This is a genomic window from Nitrospirota bacterium (assembly GCA_016235245.1).
In the GTDB taxonomy this organism is placed as follows: Bacteria; Nitrospirota; Thermodesulfovibrionia; order Thermodesulfovibrionales; family UBA6898; genus UBA6898.
This window is the reverse complement of sequence record JACRLO010000021.1, coordinates 1-21,614: the sequence shown is the minus strand read 5'-3', so window position 1 is coordinate 21,614 and position 21,614 is coordinate 1. Positions and strand designations below refer to the sequence as shown.

Below are 21,614 nucleotides of genomic sequence, written 5' to 3'. Positions count from 1 at the left end.
CCTTGGTTATTTATGTATTTTGTGGCAATTATGTTGTCAGTTTCAGTTTATCCGTAAGCTGCCTGACAGCCTCCACAGAACGATCGAAATCTGCTCTTTCCTGATCGTTCAGCGGCAGCTCAATAATCTTCTCCACTCCGTCGGCTCCCAGCAAAACCGGCACTCCGGTATAAACCCCCTGCGTACCGTATTGTCCGTTCAGATAGGCTGCGCAGGGGAGCATTCTTTTTTCGTCAAGGATAACAGACATAACCATCTGGTGGGTTGCCGCAGCCGGCGCATAATAGGCGCTCCCGGTCTTTAAGAGAGAGACCACCTCAGCGCCGCCGCTTTTTGTCCTCTCAATAAGTGCGTTAATCCTCTCCCCGCCAAGAAGCGTTGTGACAGGCACGCCTTTAACCGTGGTGAAGCGCGGCATCGGGACCATCAGATCCCCGTGGCCCCCCAGCACAAGGGCTTCAACATCCTGAGGCGACGCCCCCATTTCCCAGGCCACAAAGGTCCTGAACCTCGCTGAATCCAGGATGCCTCCCATCCCGATCACCCTGCGGGGGTCGAAGCCTGAGACCTTCAGGCTCAACTGAGTCATGACATCCATGGGGTTGGTTACGATAATGATGACCGCATCGGGAGACAACGTTGCGGTATGGCCGACAACGCCGGAGACCACCGCTGCATTTGCTGAAAGAAGGTCGTCTCTGCTCATGCCAGGCTTTCTCGGAAAACCGGCTGTTACCACAATTACATCTGATCCAGCCGTCTCTGCATAGTCGTTTGTGCCGGTAATGCGGGACGAAGAACCCCACAGAGGACAGGCCTCAGCAAGGTCGAGTGCCTTGCCCTGCGGAACCCCCTCTGCAATATCGAAGAGCACAACGTCAGCGCCGCCCTGCTGCACGATCATCTGCGACAGTGAAGCACCAACGTTGCCTGCACCTATGACAGTCACCTTTTTTTTCATGTATTTCTCCCTGTATTGAATTGAGCTTTTATGTACTCCCTGTTTAGTTTTGCAATGAACTTCACCTTGATCCCCTTGGGACATGCCGCCTCGCACGCATAATGGTTGCTGCAGTTTCCGAACCCCTCACGAAGCATGGCCTCAGTCATGGCACATACCCGGCGCGCAGCCTCAACTCTTCCCTGCGGCAGCGCCGCAAGGTGAGATACCTTTGCAGCGGTAAAGAGCATGGCCGAGCCATTGGGGCAGGCAGCCACACAGGCGCCGCAGCCGATGCATTCTGAGGCGTCCATGGCGCTGTCTGCGTCTTCCTTTGGTATCAGGATTGCGTTTGCGTCAGGCACACCGCCGGTATGCACTGAGACATATCCACCCGACTGGACGATTCGGTCAAGACTGCTCCGGTCGACGATCAGGTCTCTGATCACCGGGAAGGCACGCGCCTTCCAGGGTTCAATATAGATAGTATCGCCATCTTTGAAGTTGCGCATATGGAGCTGGCAGACCGTCGTTTTTTTCTGGGGGCCGTGGGGAATGCCGTTAATCACCTGCGAACACATGCCGCAGATGCCTTCCCTGCAGTCATGGTCAAAAGCAACCGGTTCTCTGCCTTCTTTGATGAGGGCTTCGTTTACCTGATCGAGCATCTCAAGGAATGACATGTCAGGGCTTATATGTAACGCCCGATGCTGCTCCAGCCTGCCCATATCCTCAGGACCGTTTTGCCTCCAGATATATAAGATAAGGTCCATTACTTGTAGCTCCTTGTTGCAAGCGGTATATTCTCAAAGATGAGCGGCTCCTTGTGAAGCTCGGGGCTGCCGTCTCTTCCCCTGAACTGCCACGCCGCCACGTAGCAGAAGTTTTCGTCGTCGCGCCTGGCTTCTCCGTCAGGCATCTGATGCTCAACCCGAAAATGGCCGCCACAGGACTCTTCACGCTGAAGCGCATCAAGGGCCATCAGTTCCGCAAACTCGAGGAAGTCAGCAACACGCCCCGCTTTTTCGAGTTCCTGGTTCAGTTGAGCCCCGCTGCCGGGTATTGCCACGTTCTCCCAAAACTCCGCTCTGAGCTCGGGTATCCGACCTAGGGCGATGCCAAGGCTCTCTCTGGTTCTTGCCATACCGACATGCTCCCACATGATACTGCCAAGCTGCCGGTGGAAATCGCTTGCCGTCTTTCCCCCTTTGATCGAGAGCAGTTTTTTTGTGCGGCTATTGACCCCTTCCTCCGCTCTTTTGAACTCCTCGTGCTCCGGCCTGACCTTGCCGGGCTCTGTGCGCGCAAGGTGGTCAGCGATGGTATGGGAGATGATGAAATACCCGTCCGCAAGCCCCTGCATCAGAGCGCTGGCTCCAAGGCGGTTTGCGCCATGGTCCGAGAAGTTGGCCTCTCCAAGGACAAAGAGTCCGGGGATGCTGCTCTGGAGGTTATAGTCCACCCAGAGTCCGCCCATGGCATAGTGAGGCGCGGGATAGATGCGCATCGGTCTGTCATACGCATTTTCTGCCGTGATCTTCTGATACATCTCAAAGAGGTTGCCGTATCGCTCTGCTATTTTCTCTTTCCCGAGCCGTGCAATAGAATCGGCGAAATCAAGGTATACGCCTCTTCCCCCCGGCCCCACTCCCCTGCCTTCATCGCAGACTTCCTTCGCTGCGCGGGAGGCTATGTCCCGCGGCGCAAGATTGCCGAAACTGGGGTATTTTCTTTCGAGGAAATAATCCCTCTCTCCCTCCGGTATGTCCCGCGGAGCTCTTTTGTCCCCTCCGGTCTTCGGCACCCAGACCCGTCCGTCGTTGCGGAGCGACTCGGACATGAGCGTCAGTTTTGACTGATGCTCTCCGGTAACCGGTATGCAGGTCGGATGTATCTGCGTGTAGCAGGGATTCGCAAAATAGGCCCCCTTCATGTAGGCGCGGAAGGTCGCGGTTACGTTGGAGCCCATGGCATTGGTCGAGAGGTTAAATACGTTTGTGTAACCCCCAGTGCAGAGGCATACGGCATCAGCAGCGAAACTGTTGACCATGCCGGTGACCAGGTCCCTCACTATTATGCCCCTGGCCTGTCCGTTGACAACCACAAGGTCGAGCATCTCAGATCTGGGAAAAAGTCTGACGGTACCGGCATGTATCTGGCGGGAAAGTGCGCCATATGCGCCAAGCAGGAGCTGCTGTCCTGTCTGCCCCCTTGCATAGAAGGTCCTCGATACCTGTGCTCCACCAAAGGACCGGTTGTCAAGATAACCTGCATAGTCCCGGGCAAAGGGAACACCCTGCGCCACGCACTGGTCAATGATAAGGTTGCTGAGCGTAGCAAGCCGGTATACGTTTGACTCACGCGCCCTGAAGTCTCCACCTTTTATCGTGTCATGGAAAAGGCGGAATATGCTGTCGCCGTCACTGGGATAGTTCTTGGCCGCGTTGATACCACCCTGGGCCGCAATGCTGTGCCCTCTTCTGGGGCTGTCCTGAAAGCAAAACGCCTCAACCTGATAGCCGAGTTCACCGAGGGTAGCTGCGGCAGAGGCGCCCGCAAGCCCCAGTCCGACGACAATGATCTTATATTTGCGTTTGTTGGCAGGATTCACGAGCTTCAGCTCCTGCCTGCGTCTGTCCCACATCTGCGCCAGCGGCCCCGAAGGGCTATTTCCGTTAAGGATCATCGTTACTCCTATTTCCCCACCGCATTGGCGATGATGCCCGCAGGGATGGATATGTAGGCGAGAAAGACGATTGCAGCAACAACTGCGGCAACCTTCATCATCAAAGGTACGGTCTTTTCACTGTTCAGTCCCACTGTCTGAACCATGCTCTGTATGCCATGGCTGAGATGCAGTGACAGAGCAGCCAGGCCGGAAAAATAGATAAAGACAATCGCCGGCTTATGAAAACTCTGTATCATCATCAGGTAAACATCCGGCCTGCCCAGGGCATCGGGGTTCCGGGCGGCTGAAGTCTCGGGGAAGATTATCTGCAGCGTGAAATGAAGAAGGTGATAACCGAGATAAAAAGCTATGAGCAGCCCGGTCCATATCATGCTTCTGCCTGCAAAGGTCGTGCTGAGGTTATTATTGACAGCGTATTTCGGTGACTTTGCCCTTCTGTTTTCAAGCGTAAGACGGATGCCGAAAAATCCATGCAGGAAGATGGCCGTCAGCATGGCGAACCGGGAGGTCCAGAGCAGCGGGCCGAGACCCTGCAGGACGTTTGCATAGGCGTTGATGCCCTGAGGGCCCTTATAAAACGAAATATTACCCAGCAGATGGATTACGGCAAAAAATATCATCATCAGTCCGGTAAGGGACATCACAATCTTTCTGCCAGTCGGGTTGCTCAGAAACCTCATCTTCTTCCCACTCTCTTCCTATACTCTATGAAGGGTCTTTACCGCAAAGACCTGCTTATCAGGACCTTAACGGATCATACAGTATGATCTGATAAAATCTCCCTCAGCACGCAGGGAAGTATCCCGCCGTGCCTGAAGTAATCTGCCTCTATGGGCGTATCTATTCGGCAGAGCAGACTTGCTTCCTGCCTGCTGCCGTCTTTGCGACGCACAACAAGCGAAATCTTCTGCTGCGGCCTGATAGCTTCCAGCCCTGCAATATCGAACTCCTCATCGCCCCTGATGCCGAGGGACTTGACGGAAAAATCACCTTCGAACTGAAGCGGCAGTATACCCATGCCTACGAGGTTCGAGCGGTGAATGCGTTCAAAGCTCTTCGCAATAACTGCCTTAATGCCAAGGAGTTGAGTACCCTTGGCGGCCCAGTCTCTCGAGGAACCTGTTCCATATTCCTCGCCTCCAAACACAATGGCCGGAGTGCCCTGAGCAGCATATTTCATTGCGGCGTCATAGATAGACATCAGTTCTCCTGAGGGCTGATACAGCGTATAGCCCCCTTCCTGTGGACTGCCGTCTTCCCTGAGCGGCAGCATCAGGTTCTTTATCCTCACATTGGCAAACGTCCCGCGCAGCATCACCTCGTGGTTGCCCCTCCGGGTGCCGTAGCTCTGAAAGTCAGCCTTCTCAACGCCCCTTTCGATAAGGTATCTGCCCGCAGGAGAATCGGCCCGAATCGCGCCTGCAGGACTGATATGATCGGTCGTGACAGAATCTCCGAAGATGCCCAATGCCCGTGCAGCCCTGATGTCCGGTATACGGCCGGTATGCATCGTAAAATCCTCAAAGAACGGCGGCTCTGCAATGTACGTCGATGACGGCCAGTCATAGACCTCGTCAGTAACAGACGATACATTGTTCCATAAATCATGGTCCTTCGTAAAGTCAGCATACAGGCGTCGAAATGCATCGGGGTCTGTGGCATACTTCATCACTGCAGCAACTTCTTCATTGCCGGGCCAGAGGTCCCTCAGATAGACGGCAGATCCGTCGCTCCCAATACCGAGAGGCTCGTTAACCAGGTCCTTGATTACCGTACCGGCAATGGCAAAGGCCACGACAAGCGGCGGACTCATCAGAAAATTGGCACGCAGGTTGGCATGGATGCGGGCCTCGAAATTCCGGTTGCCTGACAGCACTGCGGCACAGACAAGGTCGTTGGCTACAATGGCCTCCTCAACGCTCTCATCCAGAGGGCCTGCATTGCCAATGCAGGTGGTGCAGCCGTATGCTGCAACAGCGAAACCCAATGCTTCGAGATACGACAGAAGTCCTGCCCTCCTGAGATAGTCGGTAACGATCCGGGACCCTGGTGCAAGAGAGGTCTTTACATGCTTGCCGATGACGAGACCCTTTTCGACCGCTTTCTTTGCAAGCAGGCCTGCAGCAAGCAGTACTGCCGGATTAGAGGTGTTTGTGCAGGACGTGATCGCTGCGATAATAACATCACCGGAGCCTATTTCGCTGCCGTCCTCAGTTCTGAAACGCCGGGACAGGTCAGCGCTTTTTTTTGCAAAACCGTTTTCCTCGACCGGCCGGCTGAAAAGTTCCGTAAACCGGGTTCCGAGGGCCGAAAGATCGATGCGGTCCTGAGGCCGCCGCGGCCCTGCCACAGAAGGTCTAATCGCGGAAAGATCGACGTCGATCACCCTTGAGTAATCAATCTCCCCGGGCTTCGGCATCCCGAACAGTTCCTGCGCCCTGAAATATGATTCGATCGCAGATACTTCCTCGTCCGTGCGGCCGCTGCACCTGAAGAAATCGACCGTCACGCCATCTATCGGGAAAAAGCCGATTGTCGCACCGTATTCAGGAGCCATGTTGGCCACAGTCGCCCGGTCAGGGAGTGCAAGGGCTGAGGCTCCCTCACCGAAAAACTCAACGAATTTGCCTACCACCTTTTCCCGGCGCAGCAGCTCCGTTATGCTCAGTGCGAGATCCGTTGCGGTCACGCCTTCCTGCAGTCTGCCTCTGAGATGAACACCCGCAACATCCGGCGTAAGGAAAGAGACCGGCTGGCCTAACATACCTGCCTCTGCCTCTATGCCGCCAACACCCCAGCCAACGACGCCTATGCTGTTGATCATGGTAGTGTGGCTGTCAGTGCCGACAAGGGTATCAGGATAATACAGCCCGTCCTTCTGATGAAGTCCGCGCGCCAGATATTCGAGATTCACCTGATGCACAATGCCAATACCGGGAGGGACCACCCTGAAGGTCTTAAAGGCATTCATGCCCCATTTCAGAAACTGATAGCGCTCTTTGTTGCGCTCAAACTCCAGCACCATGTTCTTCTGTAGCGCAGACGTCCCGCCGTAGTAGTCCACCTGTACCGAATGGTCCACCACAAGATCAACAGGGACAAGAGGCTCTATAATGCCAGGGTCTTTTCCCTGCCGCAGGGCAACACCACGCATTGCAGCCATATCACAAAGAAGAGGCACTCCGGTGAAGTCCTGCAATAGGATCCGGGCAACGGCAAACGGGATCTCCTCTGTTCGGACTGAATCGGGCTTCCATCCGGCAAGCTGCCTGACATGAGCTTCTGTTATTTTTTTATTGTCGTAGTTTCTGAGCAGAGATTCAAGAAGGATACGGAGCGAGACAGGAAGACGGCAAACGTTGTTAAAGCCTGCTTCCGCAAGAGCGGGCAGGGAAAAGTATCTCCCTACCCTGCCATTGCCGGGATCGAACTGCCTGAGCGTACCGAAAAGGTTATGCATCAGCCTTCAGGGCTTCAGCAAAACACCGGCGGGACATCATATGACAAACATATCGACATATTCATTGACCGGCATCTCCTCAAGCCTTGCCTGGTCGAGAGATACATCGAGTATCGCCATCTGCTGTTTTGCCGGGAAACGACGGGTAAGGTTGGTCCTGAACTTATCGACCAGAACCGGCATCCCTTCTGTACGGCGGCGGCGGTGGCCGATCGGATATTCGATGACCATCTCCGGGAGCACGGTGCCATTACGCAGTTCTACCGTAATACCGTTGGCGATAGAGCGTTTCTCCGGATCGTGATAGTCCTTCGTAAACTGGGGGTCCTCTACGCATATAATCTTGTCGCGAAGTGCATCAATGCGGGGATCTACTGCAATGCTCTCCTCGTAGTCCGATGCGGTAAGCCGGCCGAAAATCAAAGGCACTGCAACCATATACTGTATGCAATGATCGCGGTCTGCAGGATTATTGAGCGGACCTTTTTTATCAATGATGCGCACCGCAGCCTCATGGGTGCGGATCGTGATTTTGGCAATATCGTCAACAGTCCTGCCCGATGCCTTCAGCGTTGCATGCAGTGCCATCGCACACTCCACCGCGGTCTGGGAATGGAATTCTGCAGGGAAGGATATCTTAAAGAGTATCTGCTCCATAACATAGGAGCCGTAGGGACGCTGAAACCTGAACGCACTTCCCCTGAAAAGCGCGTCATAGAAGCCCCAACCCTTGGCGGTCAGCACCCCGGGAATGCCCATTTCGCCCTTCATCGTAAAGAGGGCAAGACGTACTGCCCTGCTGGTTGCGTCCCCTGCAGCCCAGGACTTGCGTGAACCGGTATTGGGAGCATGTCGGTATGTTCTCAATGACTGGCCATCCACAAACGCCTGCGACACGGCGTCGATGACCTCGTCCCTAGTGCCGCCCATAAGCCTGGTGCAGACTGCAGCAGATGCCACCTTCACCAGTACCACATGGTCAAGGCCAACGCGGTTAAAGGCATTTTCTAGGGCGATCACGCCCTGGATCTCATGGGCCTTGATCATGGCAGACAAAACGTCGCGCATCGTAAGCGGTTTCTTCCCCTGGCTGACAGCCTTACGTGACAGGTAATCGGCTACGGCAAGTATTCCTCCGAGGTTGTCTGAAGGATGGCCCCATTCAGCAGCAAGCCAGGTATCGTTAAAGTCGAGCCAGCGGACCATAGCGCCAATATTGAATGCCGCCTGGACAGGATCGAGCTGAAACTGTGTGCCGGGGACGCGTGCTCCGTCCGGCACAACAGTGCCGGGAACGATCGGGCCGAGCAGTTTCGTGCATGCGGGATACCCTAATGCCTCCAGGCCGCAGCCGAGCGTATCGATCAGGCAGTAGCGCGCGGTCTCAAACGCCTCATCAGACGTAATTTCATAGCTGCATACGTACTCCGCAATATCAACCAGAACCTTGTCAGGCTCAGGGCGGACATTTGACAGTTGTGAGCTCATCGTTATACCTCGTTATCTTTCCTTGATTTATTTAATACGAATCAGTTCCCTGCAGGCAGAAGTACGCAGACATATTCAGCCTCAGCCCTGCTTAGCAGTATTCTTATCTTTTTTCGATCGGCAGATACGTGCGGTCCTCCATCCCGATGTAGTTGGCAGACGGCCTGATGATCTTGTTGTCCAGACGCTGCTCAATGACATGAGCGCCCCACCCCGTTGTCCTCGATATCACGAAGATCGGGGTGAACATCGGAATAGGGACTCCCATCATATGGTATGAGACCGCTGAATACCAGTCGAGGTTCGGGAACATGTTCTTTTCCCTTTTCATGACCGTTTCAATACGGTCAGCAACAGCATGCAGGTTCATATTGTCCCCGTCCTTACAGAGTCTGCGTGCAATCTCCTTAATGATCGGATTCCTCGGATCGCCGACCGTATAGACCGGATGACCGAAACCGATAATGATCTCCTTGTTCGCAACGCGCACCCTGATATCGTCTTCAGCTTCGTCGGGGGTGCGATAGCGCCGCTGGATCTCTATGGCCGCCTCATTCGCACCGCCGTGCTTCGGCCCGCGAAGCGCGCCGATAGCCCCGGTAATTGCAGAATGCACGTCCGATAGCGTTCCGGTGATGACACGGGCTGCAAAGGTGGAGGCAGTATATTCATGCTCGGCATACAGGATGAGCGACTGGTCAAGGGCCTTCTCCTGAAGCGGTGACGGCTTCCTGCCGTGCAGCAGATGCAGGAAATGACCAGCGACCGTATCATCGTCGGTCTCTACCTCGATGCGGCGGCCGTTCTGACTGTAATGCCACCAGTAAAGAAGCATCGACCCGAAAGAAGCAACCAGCCGGTCGATAATGTCACGTGCACCCTGAATATTGCGGTCCTCTTTTTCGGGCAGGACCGTGCCGATCACTGAACAGCCTGTCCTGAGCACATCCATCGGATGTGCAGCAGCAGGAATATGTTCCAGCACTGTCTTTAGTTCTGCAGGCAGACCGCGCATGCTCCTGAGTTTCTTCTTGTAGTCCTTTAGTTCTGACACCGTCGGCAATTCGCCATGCACAAGGAGAAAAGAAACTTCCTCGAAAGTAGAATGCATCGCGAGCTCCACGATGTCATACCCGCGGTAATGCAGGTCATTGCCGGTCCGGCCTACGGTGCAGACAGCGGTATTGCCTGCGCATACGCCTGAGAGTGCGACCGATTTCTTCACCCTTGGTGCTGCAGTTTCAATTGCCTCCGCTGCGCTCATTTCGTCTCCTCCCGGGAAAATATAGTGTCGAGCTTCTGCTCAAAAGCATGGTAATCAAGAAAATCATATAGTTCTGCACGTGTCTGCATCATCGGCAGCGTGCTCTTCTGCGTTCCGTCTTTGCGGATCGAGTTATACACAGCAAGTGCTGCCCTGCTCATCGCCCTGAATGCCGAAAGCGGATAGAGCACCAGGGCAACATCGGCCTGCCGGAGTTCGTCAACCGTGTAAAGCTCTGTTGAACCGAACTCGGTGATATTCGCAAGGACAGGGACCTTCACTGCCGCGGCGAACTCCTTATACATCGCCAGTTCCGTCATGGCCTCGGGGAATATCATATCCGCTCCGGCCTCCACACAGGCACAGGCCCGGTCGATCGCTGATTGAAGGCCTTCGACCGCAAGCGCATCAGTTCTCGCCATGATCACAAAATCAGGATCAGTCTTTGCATCAACTGCTGCTTTAATGCGGTCCACCATCTCTTCCCTGCTGACGATTGCCTTGCCTGGCCGATGGCCGCAGCGCTTGGCCTGAACCTGGTCCTCGATATGCACGGCAGCAGCGCCAAACGTAATCATGGAGCGGACAGTCCGCGCGATATTGAATGCCCCGCCCCAGCCGGTATCGATATCCACCAGCACAGGAAGCTCGGAGATATCAGTTATGCGGCGGAGATCAGTAAGTACATCGTCCATGGTGCTGATGCCGAGATCCGGAACACCAAGAGAACTTGCAGCTACGCCGCCGCCGGAAAGATAGAGCGCCTTAAAACCGGAACGCTCTGCCATACGGGCTGCGTAGGCGTTGATCGCACCAACAACCTGGAGCGGACGTTCTTCCTTTACTGCTGCCCGAAACCGGGCACCCTGTGAGAGCGGATATGCCATGTGATGCCTCCTCAACCTGCGTTGTCTGAGTTCCCGCTGCTGCGGGCAGATGAGTCTGAAACACGAAGACCTGATAGCTGCATGCCGGCAGTACATGCATTTTCGTGGCCTATCTGCCAGCCAGATTCAGCATACCGTATTTGATTATATGCTTTGAATGATTTTGATTGCAAACCTCTTTGCAAGACGTGTTCCAGATATGCAAACTTAAACAATAGGATTAAATTATATGAGTAACCACTCAAATTACTTGACTAATTTAAACTACTATCAACATATCTCCTTGACCTTCAGATGCAATAATTATCATAATTGCAATTAATTGCATGCAATATATTGCCTTCATCTATCTGATTAGTTATTTCATCAGGTCCCTGTTCATCCAGAATTTTCATGAAGCAGTCCACTACGGCAGGGTCGAACTCTGAGCCGGAACGGGACCGAATATACTCCTTAACCTTCTCAAGCGGCCATGCCTCACGATAGGAGCGTGCAGAAAGAAGGGCGTCCCAGACATCCACAACGGAGAAGATGCGCGCAGAAAGAGGAATCTCCTCGCCTTTCAGGCCCCTTGGGTATCCGGTGCCGTCCCACTTCTCATGGTGACAGTAAGGAATATCCAGTGAAGGACGAAGAAATGGAATCGGCGACAGAAGACGATATGCATAATCGGGATGACGCTGCATAATCTCGCGCTCACCATCGCTCAAACGACCCGGCTTCAGCAGAATGTTGTCTGAAATGCCGATTTTGCCGATATCATGGAGAAGAGCACCCCTCCTGACATGCACGATCTCCCGTTCTTCAAGGCCCATTTTCCGTGCAAAACGAACGGTCATGCCTGCAACCCGTGCCGTATGTCCCATAGTGTCCTCATCTCTGAACTCAAGGGTGCGGCCCCACCCTTCCAGCGTCGCATCATAAGAGAGCGTCAGTTCCATGTTCGAGCGCTGAAGACTGTCGAACATGGACGCATTGTCAATAGCAATAGAGGCATGGGCTGAGATAAGTTCAAGATAGCCAAGCCATTCATCACTAGGCTCAAAGTGCTGTCGCTGAAAAATTTCAAGCACACCCTTGATCTTGCCCTGCGAAATCAGAGGGACCGCAATGTAGGAAATGAACCCCTCCCCCCTGAGTGAGTGGGTAAGGGTGTCGCCTAGATCGGTAATGATAAGCGTTCGCCGCTCCATTGCTGCCCGCCCGGCATGGCCCATGCCAATCCGGAGGCTGATCTTCCGGATGGCAGATGTTTCGAACCCCAGAGCGGCTGCGCAGCTGAGATAGAGGGTGTCCTGATCGAGCAGCATCACATCTGCAGCGTCGACTCCCAATTGTGAGGTCAGACGGTCAAGCAGTATATTGAGAGTGACTCTCATATCCAGACTGGAGCTGATCGCCATCCCGATATCAGTCAGTGCCGTAACAAACTTCAGCTGACGCTCAGTCGCCTCTTCACTGCGCTTACGCTCTGTAATATCCCGTGTTATGCCGAGCAGTGCAATAATTTCATCTCTGTCGTTGCGAAGCGGCACTGCATGGGTATCGAACCAGCACTGTCTCCCCTTGAACCCGGTAACCTCAAATTCCAGCTTGCCGCTTCTGCCAAGAAAGACATCCCCTAGTAATCCTCTGAATGGTTCGCGGTATTCAGGATTGACCAGCGCGGAGATGTTATGTCCCCTGACAGCGTCGAGGGATTCGGCATCCAGCATGGCAAGTCCGGCAGGATTCATCATTATAATCGCCCCTTCCCTTGACAGAAGAGTCACACACTCAGGTTCTGACTCAACGATAGTGCGCAACAGCTTCTCGCTCTCCCGTAGTGCGGCCTCTGTTTCTTTACGCCCCGAAATATCGTAATTGCTTCCTCTTACCCCGAGGTGCTTACCCTGCTCATCGTATATCGGCTGACAGACGTGGGACATCCAGCGTATGGTTCCGTCACGGCATACAATGCGGAACTGGATCTCGTCCGCCGTTGCCTGATTCTGGGCCGTTGCCTGATGTGCCGCAACGCGCTCCTGGTCTTCGGGGTGTATGATCCGCAGCAACAGTCCCGAATCAGAGGTAAATTCATCCGGCTGGTATCCGGTTATTCTCATGCAGGAGGGAGATGTATAAATGTACCTGCCATCCGGGGCCATCCAGAACTCCCAGGCGTACGCATTATCCGCAACAATCCGGTATTTGGCCTCAGCATTGAGCAGTTCCTGTTCCGCTTTCTTGCTCATGGTAATGTCTTTCGCATAATGCACTGAGGCAGCAAGATCACCGTTCTCATCGAAAATGGGAAAGACGGTGACCGCATGATGAGTGTCCGTGCGGGCTTCATAGACCTCTTCCGTGTGGACCTTGCGGTCCTGCAGCAGCTTACGGTGAGGACAGTCGGCAAGCGGCTCCTCTGTGCAATGGATATGACGGTAACAGGTCATTCCCACGGCCTTCTCCGGCGCAACGTCCAGCAGTTGTCCCATCGCCCTGTTGACCCGAAGCATACGGAACTCCCGATCGAGTATCATAATGGGGTCTGTAACCGCATCGAAGGTATTTTCCCACTCCTTCCTCGCCATATCCCGCTCCTTCATGCTCTTGACCGCCCTGTTAAGGGCAGACCCTGCTACTGCAAGCAGCAGGGTCACTACGGCAAAGAGGATAGCATAGGCATGCGACATGACTCCGTTAAGATTATTGATCCTGTCTGAGACGTCATAATATATTTCGAATGCACCGCTAAAGACTCCTGCATTCATAAGAGGCACATAGGTCTCTGCCACATCAATATCAGCAGTCTGGCCTTCAAGCGTCTTTGTTTTCTGTCTTACAATGCTGCTATAGACCTTGCCGTTGGCTACCGTATTTCTGAAATAGTCCTCACGGTTAACCTGTCCGAGAAAGGAAGGATCAGATGAATAGATCACCTCACCCGCAGATGAATAGACCTTGACCATAATGATCCGGAAATCTTTTCGCACTGTTTCAACTTCAGCGGAGAAATCGGCCGGGAGCAAATCGCGGCCCGGCACGACATTATCGCGCAGCAACATGCCGGTAAGGTGGGTAGCAACGCTGAGAGCCTCCTCCCGTGCGTTCTTTTCAATAAGTCGTGTAACAGCAGGTGAAAAAACAAAAAGAATATAGACCGGCAGGCAGAGTATGGCAGCTATCGCAAAGGAGACCGTAATACGCACAGGTTTCATAATCCATCATCCTTAAACGCATATTCTTCTTTACAGATAGCACGTTTGAGCGGCAACGTCAATATACATCTTTTCTGAAGGCTTGTACCGCTGAACCGGGCCGGGAGGAAAAGACGATGCGTTGCGTGCAACGCAGCAGGAATATCCGACAGCAGGAAATGATGCCGTATCCCGGAGACTAGCTGATCCGGTATTTTTTTATTTTATAATAGAGATTTCTGAGGGCAGTATCGAGCAGTCCGGCAGCCTTTTGACGATTACCTCCGGCCTGGGAAAGGGCCCTCACGATGGCAGTTCTTTCTGCTTCGGAGACAGCCTGATCGAGGGTCCGCAAGCCGCCCTGCTCTGCGGTAAAGAAGGCCTGGTTGATTTTTTCGCAGCCCAGCAGGGGAAGATGCTCGGTCTCGATCACTTTCTCGTTGAGCCTCATATTGATCATCGCCCTGCCGATAACGTTTTCGAGCTCCCGCACATTGCCCGGCCAGTTGTAATGGAGAAGGACTTCCATGGCCTCATCAGAGATCTTCAGCACTTCTCTGCCATAGTTCTGGTTAAGCTTGAAAATAATATGCCCTGCCAAAAACGGGATATCCGTTATGATATTCCTCAGGGGAGGGATCTGTATGGGAAGAACGTTCAGACGGTAATAAAGGTCTTCGCGGAAACTGCCGTCTCTTACGTTCCGCTCGAGATCGGCATTCGTTGCTGCAATAACCCGCAGGTCAATCGGCAGGGGAACTGCACTGCCGACCCTTGTCACCTCTTTTTCCTGAAGGACACGCAAGAGTTTCTTCTGGAGCGAAAGGCTTATCTCGCCAATCTCATCGAGAAATATCGTCCCCCTGCTTGCCTCCTCGAACAGGCCTCTCCTGCCGCCCTTTATGGCGCCGGTAAATGCGCCTTCTTCGTAGCCGAAGAGTTCACTTTCGAGCAGATTCTCGGACAGGGCCGCACAGTTGATCCGGACAAACTGTCCCTTCTTCCTGCTGCTTGCATTATGAATTGCGTGAGCAAAGAGTTCCTTGCCTGTACCGCTTTCTCCCCGCAAAAGCACGGTTGCCGGCGTCTCGGCCGCCCTTTTCGCCTGCTCCTTTGCCAGTTCTATGGCCGGGCTCATGCCGATTATATCATCCCAGGTGTAGCGCGCCTTGAGCTGTCGGATAAGTTTTTTTGCGTGGGCAAGCTCTTCAGTAAGGGCGATAACCTCGGAAATATCCCGTATAACGCCGACACTGCCCCGCATCTCTCCATCAATATAGACCGGAGCAACATTGACGATAACTTCTTTTTTGGCAGGGCCGACCTTCATATGCACATTTTTCACAGGCTTTCCCGTTTTGAGGACTTTCATATGCATGCTTTCTCCCTCGGCAATATCGACCGTGGCATGCTTGCCGATGACCGCCTCGGGCGGAAGCCCGGTTATGCGCGTGTACGCAGGGTTGACGATAATATTATTGCCCAGCCCGTCAGCAACGGAAATGGCGTCGGATGTTGAGTCAAGCACGGCCTCCAGCAGGCTGCGCACATTCCAGAGATCGCTTACCGTGCTTGAAAGTCTCTTTATTTCCGTAATGTCACGGAAGACGGCAACGGCTCCCCTCACCCTGCCTTCCGCATCCCGCACGGGAACCCTGTTGGTGATAATCACTGCATTGCCGAGATTCTGCTCCTGCCCGATCTCCGGTTTCCCACCGGCAAGCACGATATGAAGGCGGGTATTGGGTATCACCTCAACCGCAGGCCTGCCGATGATCTCCTTTGCGCTCAGCCCGGTGGTCCTCTCGGCGGCCTTATTGAACAGCGTAACCACACCGTCATGACCCACCGCTATCATGCCGTCATAGGTGGAATCAAGGATGGTCTCTATTTCGCTTTTTGGCAGTTCTTCCATGGATTGTTGCTTATTGTATCACGAGAGAATGCACTGAAGATAACTACCTTCGTTCCCTGAAGAATCTCTGAAGCAATGCAGCGGCCTCGTTATCAAGGACGCCTGAAACAACCTCGACCTGGTGGTTGAGACGATCATCAGTCAAAAGGTGATACACACTGTCGACGCCGCCGGCCTTGCTGTCCCTGCAGCCGTACACAAGACGGGAGATTCGGGAATTTATAATCGCACCTGCACACATGATACAGGGCTCTTTTGTGACATAAAGGGTGGCATCAAGAAGACGCCAGGAGTCTGATACACGGGTTGCAGCGCGCAACGCAAGTATTTCTGCATGCGCCGAGGGGTCTTTGGTCTCTTCTCTGAGATTGTGGGCACTGCCAATGATATCCCCGCCGCGCACGACCAGTGCACCGACCGGGACCTCTCCCTTGTCAAATGCAAAAACAGCCTCTTCCAGGGCGATTCTCATATATATGATATCTTCTTCGCGCTGCATCGGGTAATAATAACACGAGCTTGACCAGAGATAAAAAAATAGGAGCTGAAGGCAATGTTTCCTGCCTGCAGCTCCTATGCAACTCTGAATCCCTTAGGATTTCAACTGGCGCGCCCTGAGGGATTCGAACCCCCGGCCTACAGATTCGTAGTCTGACGCTCTATCCAGCTGAGCTAAGGGCGCACGTCCTGTAACGACTGCTTATTTCTTGACGCCGCTTTTCAGCAGAACCGCATACTTGGGGTGTTCAAACGGATGGATTGCAGGGAACTTTGAATACAGCCATCCCTTGAATACTTCCTTTTCATCTTCCATTACCTTCAGACCGACAGCCGGATTATTCGGCTCATTCGAGAGAGACGTGATGGTAAGACCGTCCATCTTGAAATCAGGGATAAACTCGCCGACTGCAAGCTTGATGTTTGAGCCCGGTATTTTGAAGTCACTATTAACATTAATCGTGTACTCAGACTTCTTCTTGCTGGCCTTCTCCTCAACTACGACAACAACTGCTTTCCACTTGCCCTTAACGGCATCCGGGAGAGAAACAGTCGTCTGACCCTTAGGCATGGTAACCTGCTCTCCTCCGGGAGCTCCCGGCTGCTGATGACCGGCAGGAAGCTGCTGTCCTGGTGCGCCGGCCTGAGGAACCTGAGGCTTATCTTCTTTCTTTTTGCACGCACCAAAACTTAATACAAGTGCGACGCCACATACCGCCACTAAAATCTGCTTTTTCATGTACGACTCCTCCTTAAAAAAAATAAAATAAATTTTTTCTCCAAACCAAAAATGGCGGAGAGGCAGGGATTCGAACCCTGGGAACGGTGTTACCCATTCAACCGCTTAGCAGGCGGTTGCCTTCGACCGACTCGGCCACCTCTCCCAAACAACGGATTTTACCAGTTCACTTCGCCTTTTGTAAAGAATGCCTGCAGCGAAAAAATGGAAAACGATGCACTACGGTTTCTTCTTTGAGCGGTAATCCTCAATCGCCTTCTTCAGTGCATCCGCGCCAAGGTTGGAACAGTGCATCTTCTGAGGAGGAAGTCCGCCAAGTTCATTGGCAACAGCCTCTTTGGATATGGCAAGCGCTTCATCAAGCGTCTTGCCCTTCACCATCGCGGTCACCATGCTGCTGACGGCAATGGCTGCGCCGCAGCCAAAGGTCTTGAACTTCGCATCAACGATGCGGTCATCCTGTACTTTGATGTAGATCTTCATGGCATCCCCGCACGTGGGATTTCCCTCTGTGCCGACACCATCCGCATCTTCCATGTCCCCTACGTTGCGGGGATTGGTGAAATGATCCATTACTTTGTCACTGTACATGATCCACCTTCCTGGTTATCTCCCCACCCCTGGGAATAGGGAGAGATTTCTCTGAGCCGTTTGATAACTGCAGGGAACTCCGCTGCAACATAGTCGATATCTTCAGGGGTATTACCCATGCCCAGACTGAACACAATCGAACCCTGAGCAAGACCGGACGGTATGCCCATCGAGAGCAAGACCGGCGATGCCTTTAACGCCTTTGAAGAGCAGGCAGACCCGCTTGCCGAAAAGATGCCTTTTGCGGCCAGTAGCAGGAGCATTGCCTCCCCCTCAATATATTCCGCGCAGAAGCTCGCATGCGCCGGAAGCCTGTTGTTCCTGTCGCCGGTCAGGTAGACCCTCTCGACATTCGCCATGACATCAATGATCTTGTCACGGAGAGGTCTGAGATAGTCCATCCTGCCCTGCAGTTCCGCCTTTGCAAGCTCGGCAGCTTTTCCCATACCGACAATCGCCGGTACATTTTCGGTGCCTGCACGCCTGCCTGACTCCTGTATGCCGCCGTAGATCAGCGGAACGATGCGCGTCCCCTGTTTCACCACGAGCGCTGCAGCGCCTTTTGGTCCATAAAACTGATGAGCAGCCATGCTCAGCAGGTCAACGCCAAGATCAGGCATATCAACCGGTATATTGCCGGTTGTGGCGACTGCGTCGGTATGGACAGAGATATTCTGATCTTTCGCGATCTTCACAATCTCCTTTATCGGCTCGATCGTGCCGACTTCGCTGCTCGCATGCGTGACTGAAATCAGGGTGGTCTCTTTGGTTATCATCTTCTTCACGGTTTCAGGATCAACAAAACCCTGTTTGTCCACCGGCAGATACGTTACGGTAAAGCCGCTCTTTTCGAGGAACCGCGCAGCATTGAGAATAGAATGATGCTCCATCCTCGATACCAAAATATGCTTGCCCTCGTTCTGCCGCGCAAGGGCAATGCCCCGCAGGGCAAAGTTGTTCGCCTCGGCACCGCTGGCCGTAAAAATAATTTCAGCAGGCTTTGCATTCACCAGTGCGGCGACCTGTCCGCGGGCCGACTCGATCGCCTCCTTGGCCTTCATACCATACGCATAGACGCTGAGGGGGTTGCCAAACTCTTCCGTGAAATACGGCATCATCGCCGTAAGTACATCAGGGTGAAGGGGGTTTGTCGCAACATGGTCAACATAGTATTTCTTCATGATCACCTCGTGCCCTTCCTTATATAAAATTTAAAGAAATCCGGTGTCTCGTCAATTCCCAAAAATTCATTACCTGTTTTGTCGCACCACGCAGGGATATCTTCAAGCGCGCCGTCATAGTCAGTCATGATCTCAAGTATCTGGCCCGGCTCCAGTTCCTTCATCTGCTCCTCGAGTTTCAGAAGATGCATGGGGCACATCATATAAACAATGTCTGTAGTTACATCAGGCTTTACGTCCTGGACAAATTTCATGCTCTGCCGGGCCGCCCTGATGCGTGTCCCTGCCTGACTTTCCTGGGCCTCTTCGGTATCGTCATGAGCTGATTACCCGCAAGCAGATCGTCAAGAGACATGCTGTCAAGAAACCTCTCGATATTCTCGCCGAGCGATTTCCAGAGAAGGTGTGTTACGCAACTGTCAATGCGGATGCAGCCCTCGGCAGGATCAAGGCAGGAGGTGATCGCTACCGGCCCTTCCAGTTCCCTGAGGATCTCGGCGATGCTGATCTTCTCCGGCTCCCGGGAAAGGACATAGCCGCCGCCCGGCCCCTTCACACTCTGGATAATCCCTGATTTACGGAGTGTATTGAGTATCTGCTCGAGATATGAGACTGAAACGTCCTGCCGTTCGGAGATCTGCTTTATCGTGACCGGCCCAATACTGCCGGCCTTTGCAATCTCATACATCGCGCGGACGCCATACTGTCCCTTTGTGGATAACCTGAGCATGATTTACCTTATAAAAGTTTAGTAAATCTGTCAAGTATTCTTCAGAAGCACCACACGGTGGCAAACAAAGAGGAGATTACGGAATAAGCTGTATCTCAACCGGATTGCCGATCGAGATATTGAAAAGCGCAGCAGCACAGCCCCGATTCACAAAAAATTCGATATATTCAGAACTGTTGATCACGGAATGAAGCTCCTTATCCAGGGCCTCGCCATAATACATCTTCATGGGGACCTCTTTTCCCGAGAGCAATACTTTCAGCGATGTCCCAGGGCGCTGACTGACAAGGGAGTCGATCTCTGTCTGGCTGATGTTTGTCGTGGCATTGCCGAACTTGTCAATATGGATAATTTCGCCTTTTATCACATCCCTGCCGACCGTCGGCATCTGAAGATCTATAGCATAATAATCGGTGACGACTTCGCCGAAATTCTGAACGTTCTTGCCGCCGGTAAGCCACGCTGCAACTGGGGCGAAAACATCCCTCCCCTGGAAGGTAGAACTCGTGGATTTAAGGAAATAGTGGTCTGCGGTGACATGGAACACCTGAAGCGTTCTCGCTTCCTTCTTATAAATGTATGAGAATACCCCGTTATCCGGACCGATAAAATATTGCCGTTCGGTAACCACAAGGAGAGGCCGCCTCCGCGAGCCCACACCGGGATCTACCACAACCACATGGGCAGTCCGTTCAGGGAAAAACTTATAGTTCATGCCGATCGTAAAAGTCGCCTCCCTGATATCATGAGAGGCAATTCCATGGCTGAGGTCAATGACATTTGCTGCGGGGTTGATGCTGAGTATGGCCCCCTTCATGACACCTACATAGGGGTCGTTGAGTCCGAAGTCCGTCGTGAGCGTTATGACTGAATTAGGTTGCATGCGCAGCTCCTCTTAAAAGGTTAATATCCCCCATCTTCTCGTCCTTCATATACGCCATTATACCATCAAGGATCTCAATTGTTGCCGTTGGGTTCACAAAATTTGCGGTGCCGACCGCCACAGCGGCAGCTCCTGCCAGGATGAACTCGATCGCGTCTTCAGCATGCATAATCCCTCCCATCCCGATGACAGGGACCGTAACCGCCTTAAAGACCTCGTATACCATGCGGATTGCAACCGGCTTGATCGCAGGTCCTGAAAGGCCGCCGGTTCTGTTGGCAAGCTTCGGCCTTCGCGTCCTGATATCGATTGCCATACCGGTCAGGGTATTGATCACGGAAAGGGCATCCGCGCCCGCATCCACCGCGGCCCTGGCCATGAGCGATATATCGGTCACATTCGGGGAAAGTTTCACAATAAGCGGGAGTTTCGTCGCCTTCCTCACGGCACCGACAACCTGGGTCGTCACCTTGGGGTCAGTGCCGAATATACACCATCCGGCCTGCTTGTTGGGGCAGGAGATGTTCATCTCAAGCGCATGGATGCCCTCCACCGAGCTCAGCCTTTCTGCGGCAGCGACATATTCATCGATCGAGTCTCCAAAAAAATTGACGATTACCTTTGTGTCATAGGTTCTGAGAAAGGGGACCTTCTCCTCAATGAAGCGCTGAATGCCAATATTCTGAAGCCCGATGGCATTGAGCATGCCCGAGGCCGTTTCGACAATGCGCGGCGGCGGGTTGCCTTCTTTTGGCAGAAGCGAAAGACCTTTTACGACCACAGCGCCCAGACTTCCCAGATCAAGGAATTCAGCATATTCTTCGCCATATCCAAAGGTGCCTGATGCTGTCATGACCGGATTTTTCAGTTCAAGGCTGCCTATTCTGACGCTGAGGTCCGGCGTCACCAGATTATCTCCCTGCCCTCAAACACCGGTCCCTCCTTGCAGACTCTTGTGTAGCCGTCACGGGTTTTTACAACACAGCCGAGGCAGGCGCCGATGCCGCAGGCCATATGCTCCTCCATAGAGATGTACGCCGGTATCCTGAATTCCCCGGCCATCTCTGCGATAGCCTTAAGCAGCAGATTGGGGCCGCAGGCATAAATACGGTAATTGGGGGTTGGAGACTGGGGATTGGACAAAAAAACAGAAAGAGTATCAGCAGCAGT

Annotated in this window: 19 protein-coding genes and 2 tRNA genes; all 21 read right to left on the bottom strand. The window is 53.3% G+C overall.

The genetic code is table 11. The features are described 5' to 3' along the window. Positions 1-28: 28 nt before the first annotated feature. Positions 29-961, bottom strand: coding sequence for a malate dehydrogenase (gene mdh / locus HZB31_10155; protein MBI5848289.1), 933 nt, complete (start codon positions 959-961; stop codon positions 29-31). Beyond that, positions 958-1,713 (bottom strand): succinate dehydrogenase/fumarate reductase iron-sulfur subunit, encoded by a 756-nt coding sequence (locus HZB31_10150; protein ID MBI5848288.1) that lies wholly within the window; start codon positions 1,711-1,713, stop codon positions 958-960. The genes mdh and HZB31_10150 overlap by 4 nt, the downstream gene beginning before the upstream one ends. After that, positions 1,713-3,626: a fumarate reductase/succinate dehydrogenase flavoprotein subunit gene (locus tag HZB31_10145; protein ID MBI5848287.1), complete on the bottom strand. Its 1,914-nt coding sequence runs from the start codon at positions 3,624-3,626 to the stop codon at positions 1,713-1,715. Before HZB31_10145 ends, HZB31_10150 begins: the two co-directional genes overlap by 1 nt. A gap of 8 nt (positions 3,627-3,634) precedes the next feature. Continuing rightward, positions 3,635-4,309, bottom strand: a complete 675-nt coding sequence (locus HZB31_10140; protein ID MBI5848286.1) for a succinate dehydrogenase cytochrome b subunit — start codon at positions 4,307-4,309, stop codon at positions 3,635-3,637. A gap of 74 nt (positions 4,310-4,383) precedes the next feature. Continuing rightward, the gene (gene acnA, locus HZB31_10135; protein ID MBI5848285.1) at positions 4,384-7,092 is read right to left on the bottom strand and encodes an aconitate hydratase AcnA; all 2,709 of its coding nucleotides are present in this window, start codon (positions 7,090-7,092) and stop codon (positions 4,384-4,386) included. Between the two features lie 33 nt (positions 7,093-7,125). Further along, positions 7,126-8,577: a bifunctional 2-methylcitrate dehydratase/aconitate hydratase gene (locus tag HZB31_10130; GenBank protein ID MBI5848284.1), complete on the bottom strand. Its 1,452-nt coding sequence runs from the start codon at positions 8,575-8,577 to the stop codon at positions 7,126-7,128. 103 nt (positions 8,578-8,680) lie between these two features. Continuing rightward, positions 8,681-9,841: a 2-methylcitrate synthase gene (gene prpC, locus HZB31_10125; GenBank protein MBI5848283.1), complete on the bottom strand. Its 1,161-nt coding sequence runs from the start codon at positions 9,839-9,841 to the stop codon at positions 8,681-8,683. Beyond that, positions 9,838-10,728: a methylisocitrate lyase gene (prpB, locus tag HZB31_10120; GenBank protein ID MBI5848282.1), complete on the bottom strand. Its 891-nt coding sequence runs from the start codon at positions 10,726-10,728 to the stop codon at positions 9,838-9,840. Before prpB ends, prpC begins: the two co-directional genes overlap by 4 nt. A gap of 290 nt (positions 10,729-11,018) precedes the next feature. After that, entirely contained in the window at positions 11,019-13,928 is a 2,910-nt protein-coding gene (locus HZB31_10115; protein ID MBI5848281.1) for a PAS domain S-box protein, read from the bottom strand. 178 nt (positions 13,929-14,106) lie between these two features. Continuing rightward, positions 14,107-15,822 (bottom strand): sigma-54-dependent transcriptional regulator, encoded by a 1,716-nt coding sequence (locus tag HZB31_10110; protein ID MBI5848280.1) that lies wholly within the window; start codon positions 15,820-15,822, stop codon positions 14,107-14,109. A gap of 43 nt (positions 15,823-15,865) precedes the next feature. Continuing rightward, on the bottom strand, positions 15,866-16,321 hold the full coding sequence (locus HZB31_10105; GenBank protein ID MBI5848279.1) for a nucleoside deaminase: 456 nt from the start codon (positions 16,319-16,321) through the stop codon (positions 15,866-15,868). A gap of 106 nt (positions 16,322-16,427) precedes the next feature. Next, positions 16,428-16,504, bottom strand: a tRNA-Arg gene (locus tag HZB31_10100). Between the two features lie 18 nt (positions 16,505-16,522). Next, a complete protein-coding gene (locus HZB31_10095) occupies positions 16,523-17,059 on the bottom strand; it encodes a DUF2155 domain-containing protein (GenBank protein MBI5848278.1) in 537 nt (178 codons plus the stop codon). 52 nt (positions 17,060-17,111) lie between these two features. Next, positions 17,112-17,204, bottom strand: a tRNA-Ser gene (locus HZB31_10090). Between the two features lie 74 nt (positions 17,205-17,278). Further along, a complete protein-coding gene (gene nifU, locus HZB31_10085) occupies positions 17,279-17,650 on the bottom strand; it encodes a Fe-S cluster assembly scaffold protein NifU (protein ID MBI5848277.1) in 372 nt (123 codons plus the stop codon). After that, positions 17,632-18,831 (bottom strand): cysteine desulfurase, encoded by a 1,200-nt coding sequence (locus HZB31_10080; protein ID MBI5848276.1) that lies wholly within the window; start codon positions 18,829-18,831, stop codon positions 17,632-17,634. Before HZB31_10080 ends, nifU begins: the two co-directional genes overlap by 19 nt. Before the next feature lie 2 nt (positions 18,832-18,833). After that, a complete protein-coding gene (locus HZB31_10075; protein ID MBI5848275.1) occupies positions 18,834-19,085 on the bottom strand; it encodes a sulfurtransferase TusA family protein in 252 nt (83 codons plus the stop codon). Continuing rightward, positions 19,082-19,561: an Rrf2 family transcriptional regulator gene (locus HZB31_10070; GenBank protein MBI5848274.1), complete on the bottom strand. Its 480-nt coding sequence runs from the start codon at positions 19,559-19,561 to the stop codon at positions 19,082-19,084. The genes HZB31_10075 and HZB31_10070 overlap by 4 nt, the downstream gene beginning before the upstream one ends. Before the next feature lie 76 nt (positions 19,562-19,637). Further along, on the bottom strand, positions 19,638-20,444 hold the full coding sequence (locus tag HZB31_10065) for an SAM-dependent chlorinase/fluorinase (protein ID MBI5848273.1): 807 nt from the start codon (positions 20,442-20,444) through the stop codon (positions 19,638-19,640). Continuing rightward, a complete protein-coding gene (locus HZB31_10060; GenBank protein ID MBI5848272.1) occupies positions 20,434-21,354 on the bottom strand; it encodes a dihydroorotate dehydrogenase in 921 nt (306 codons plus the stop codon). Before HZB31_10060 ends, HZB31_10065 begins: the two co-directional genes overlap by 11 nt. After that, a partial coding sequence (locus tag HZB31_10055) for a dihydroorotate dehydrogenase electron transfer subunit (protein ID MBI5848271.1) occupies positions 21,348-21,614 on the bottom strand: 267 nt, incomplete at its 5' end. The genes HZB31_10055 and HZB31_10060, both read right to left, overlap by 7 nt.

Coding starts and splice junctions, on each gene's coding strand:
- HZB31_10065 (MBI5848273.1), bottom strand. CDS start 20,444: ATGCAACCTAATTCAGTCATAACGCTCACGACGGACTTCGGACTCAAC.
- HZB31_10145 (MBI5848287.1), bottom strand. CDS start 3,626: ATGATCCTTAACGGAAATAGCCCTTCGGGGCCGCTGGCGCAGATGTGG.
- prpC (MBI5848283.1), bottom strand. CDS start 9,841: ATGAGCGCAGCGGAGGCAATTGAAACTGCAGCACCAAGGGTGAAGAAA.
- HZB31_10080 (MBI5848276.1), bottom strand. CDS start 18,831: ATGAAGAAATACTATGTTGACCATGTTGCGACAAACCCCCTTCACCCT.
- HZB31_10140 (MBI5848286.1), bottom strand. CDS start 4,309: ATGAGGTTTCTGAGCAACCCGACTGGCAGAAAGATTGTGATGTCCCTT.
- HZB31_10115 (MBI5848281.1), bottom strand. CDS start 13,928: ATGAAACCTGTGCGTATTACGGTCTCCTTTGCGATAGCTGCCATACTC.
- HZB31_10105 (MBI5848279.1), bottom strand. CDS start 16,321: ATGCAGCGCGAAGAAGATATCATATATATGAGAATCGCCCTGGAAGAG.
- mdh (MBI5848289.1), bottom strand. CDS start 961: ATGAAAAAAAAGGTGACTGTCATAGGTGCAGGCAACGTTGGTGCTTCA.
- HZB31_10150 (MBI5848288.1), bottom strand. CDS start 1,713: ATGGACCTTATCTTATATATCTGGAGGCAAAACGGTCCTGAGGATATG.
- nifU (MBI5848277.1), bottom strand. CDS start 17,650: ATGTACAGTGACAAAGTAATGGATCATTTCACCAATCCCCGCAACGTA.
- HZB31_10070 (MBI5848274.1), bottom strand. CDS start 19,561: ATGCTCAGGTTATCCACAAAGGGACAGTATGGCGTCCGCGCGATGTAT.
- HZB31_10095 (MBI5848278.1), bottom strand. CDS start 17,059: ATGAAAAAGCAGATTTTAGTGGCGGTATGTGGCGTCGCACTTGTATTA.
- HZB31_10075 (MBI5848275.1), bottom strand. CDS start 19,085: ATGAAATTTGTCCAGGACGTAAAGCCTGATGTAACTACAGACATTGTT.
- HZB31_10110 (MBI5848280.1), bottom strand. CDS start 15,822: ATGGAAGAACTGCCAAAAAGCGAAATAGAGACCATCCTTGATTCCACC.
- HZB31_10130 (MBI5848284.1), bottom strand. CDS start 8,577: ATGAGCTCACAACTGTCAAATGTCCGCCCTGAGCCTGACAAGGTTCTG.
- prpB (MBI5848282.1), bottom strand. CDS start 10,728: ATGGCATATCCGCTCTCACAGGGTGCCCGGTTTCGGGCAGCAGTAAAG.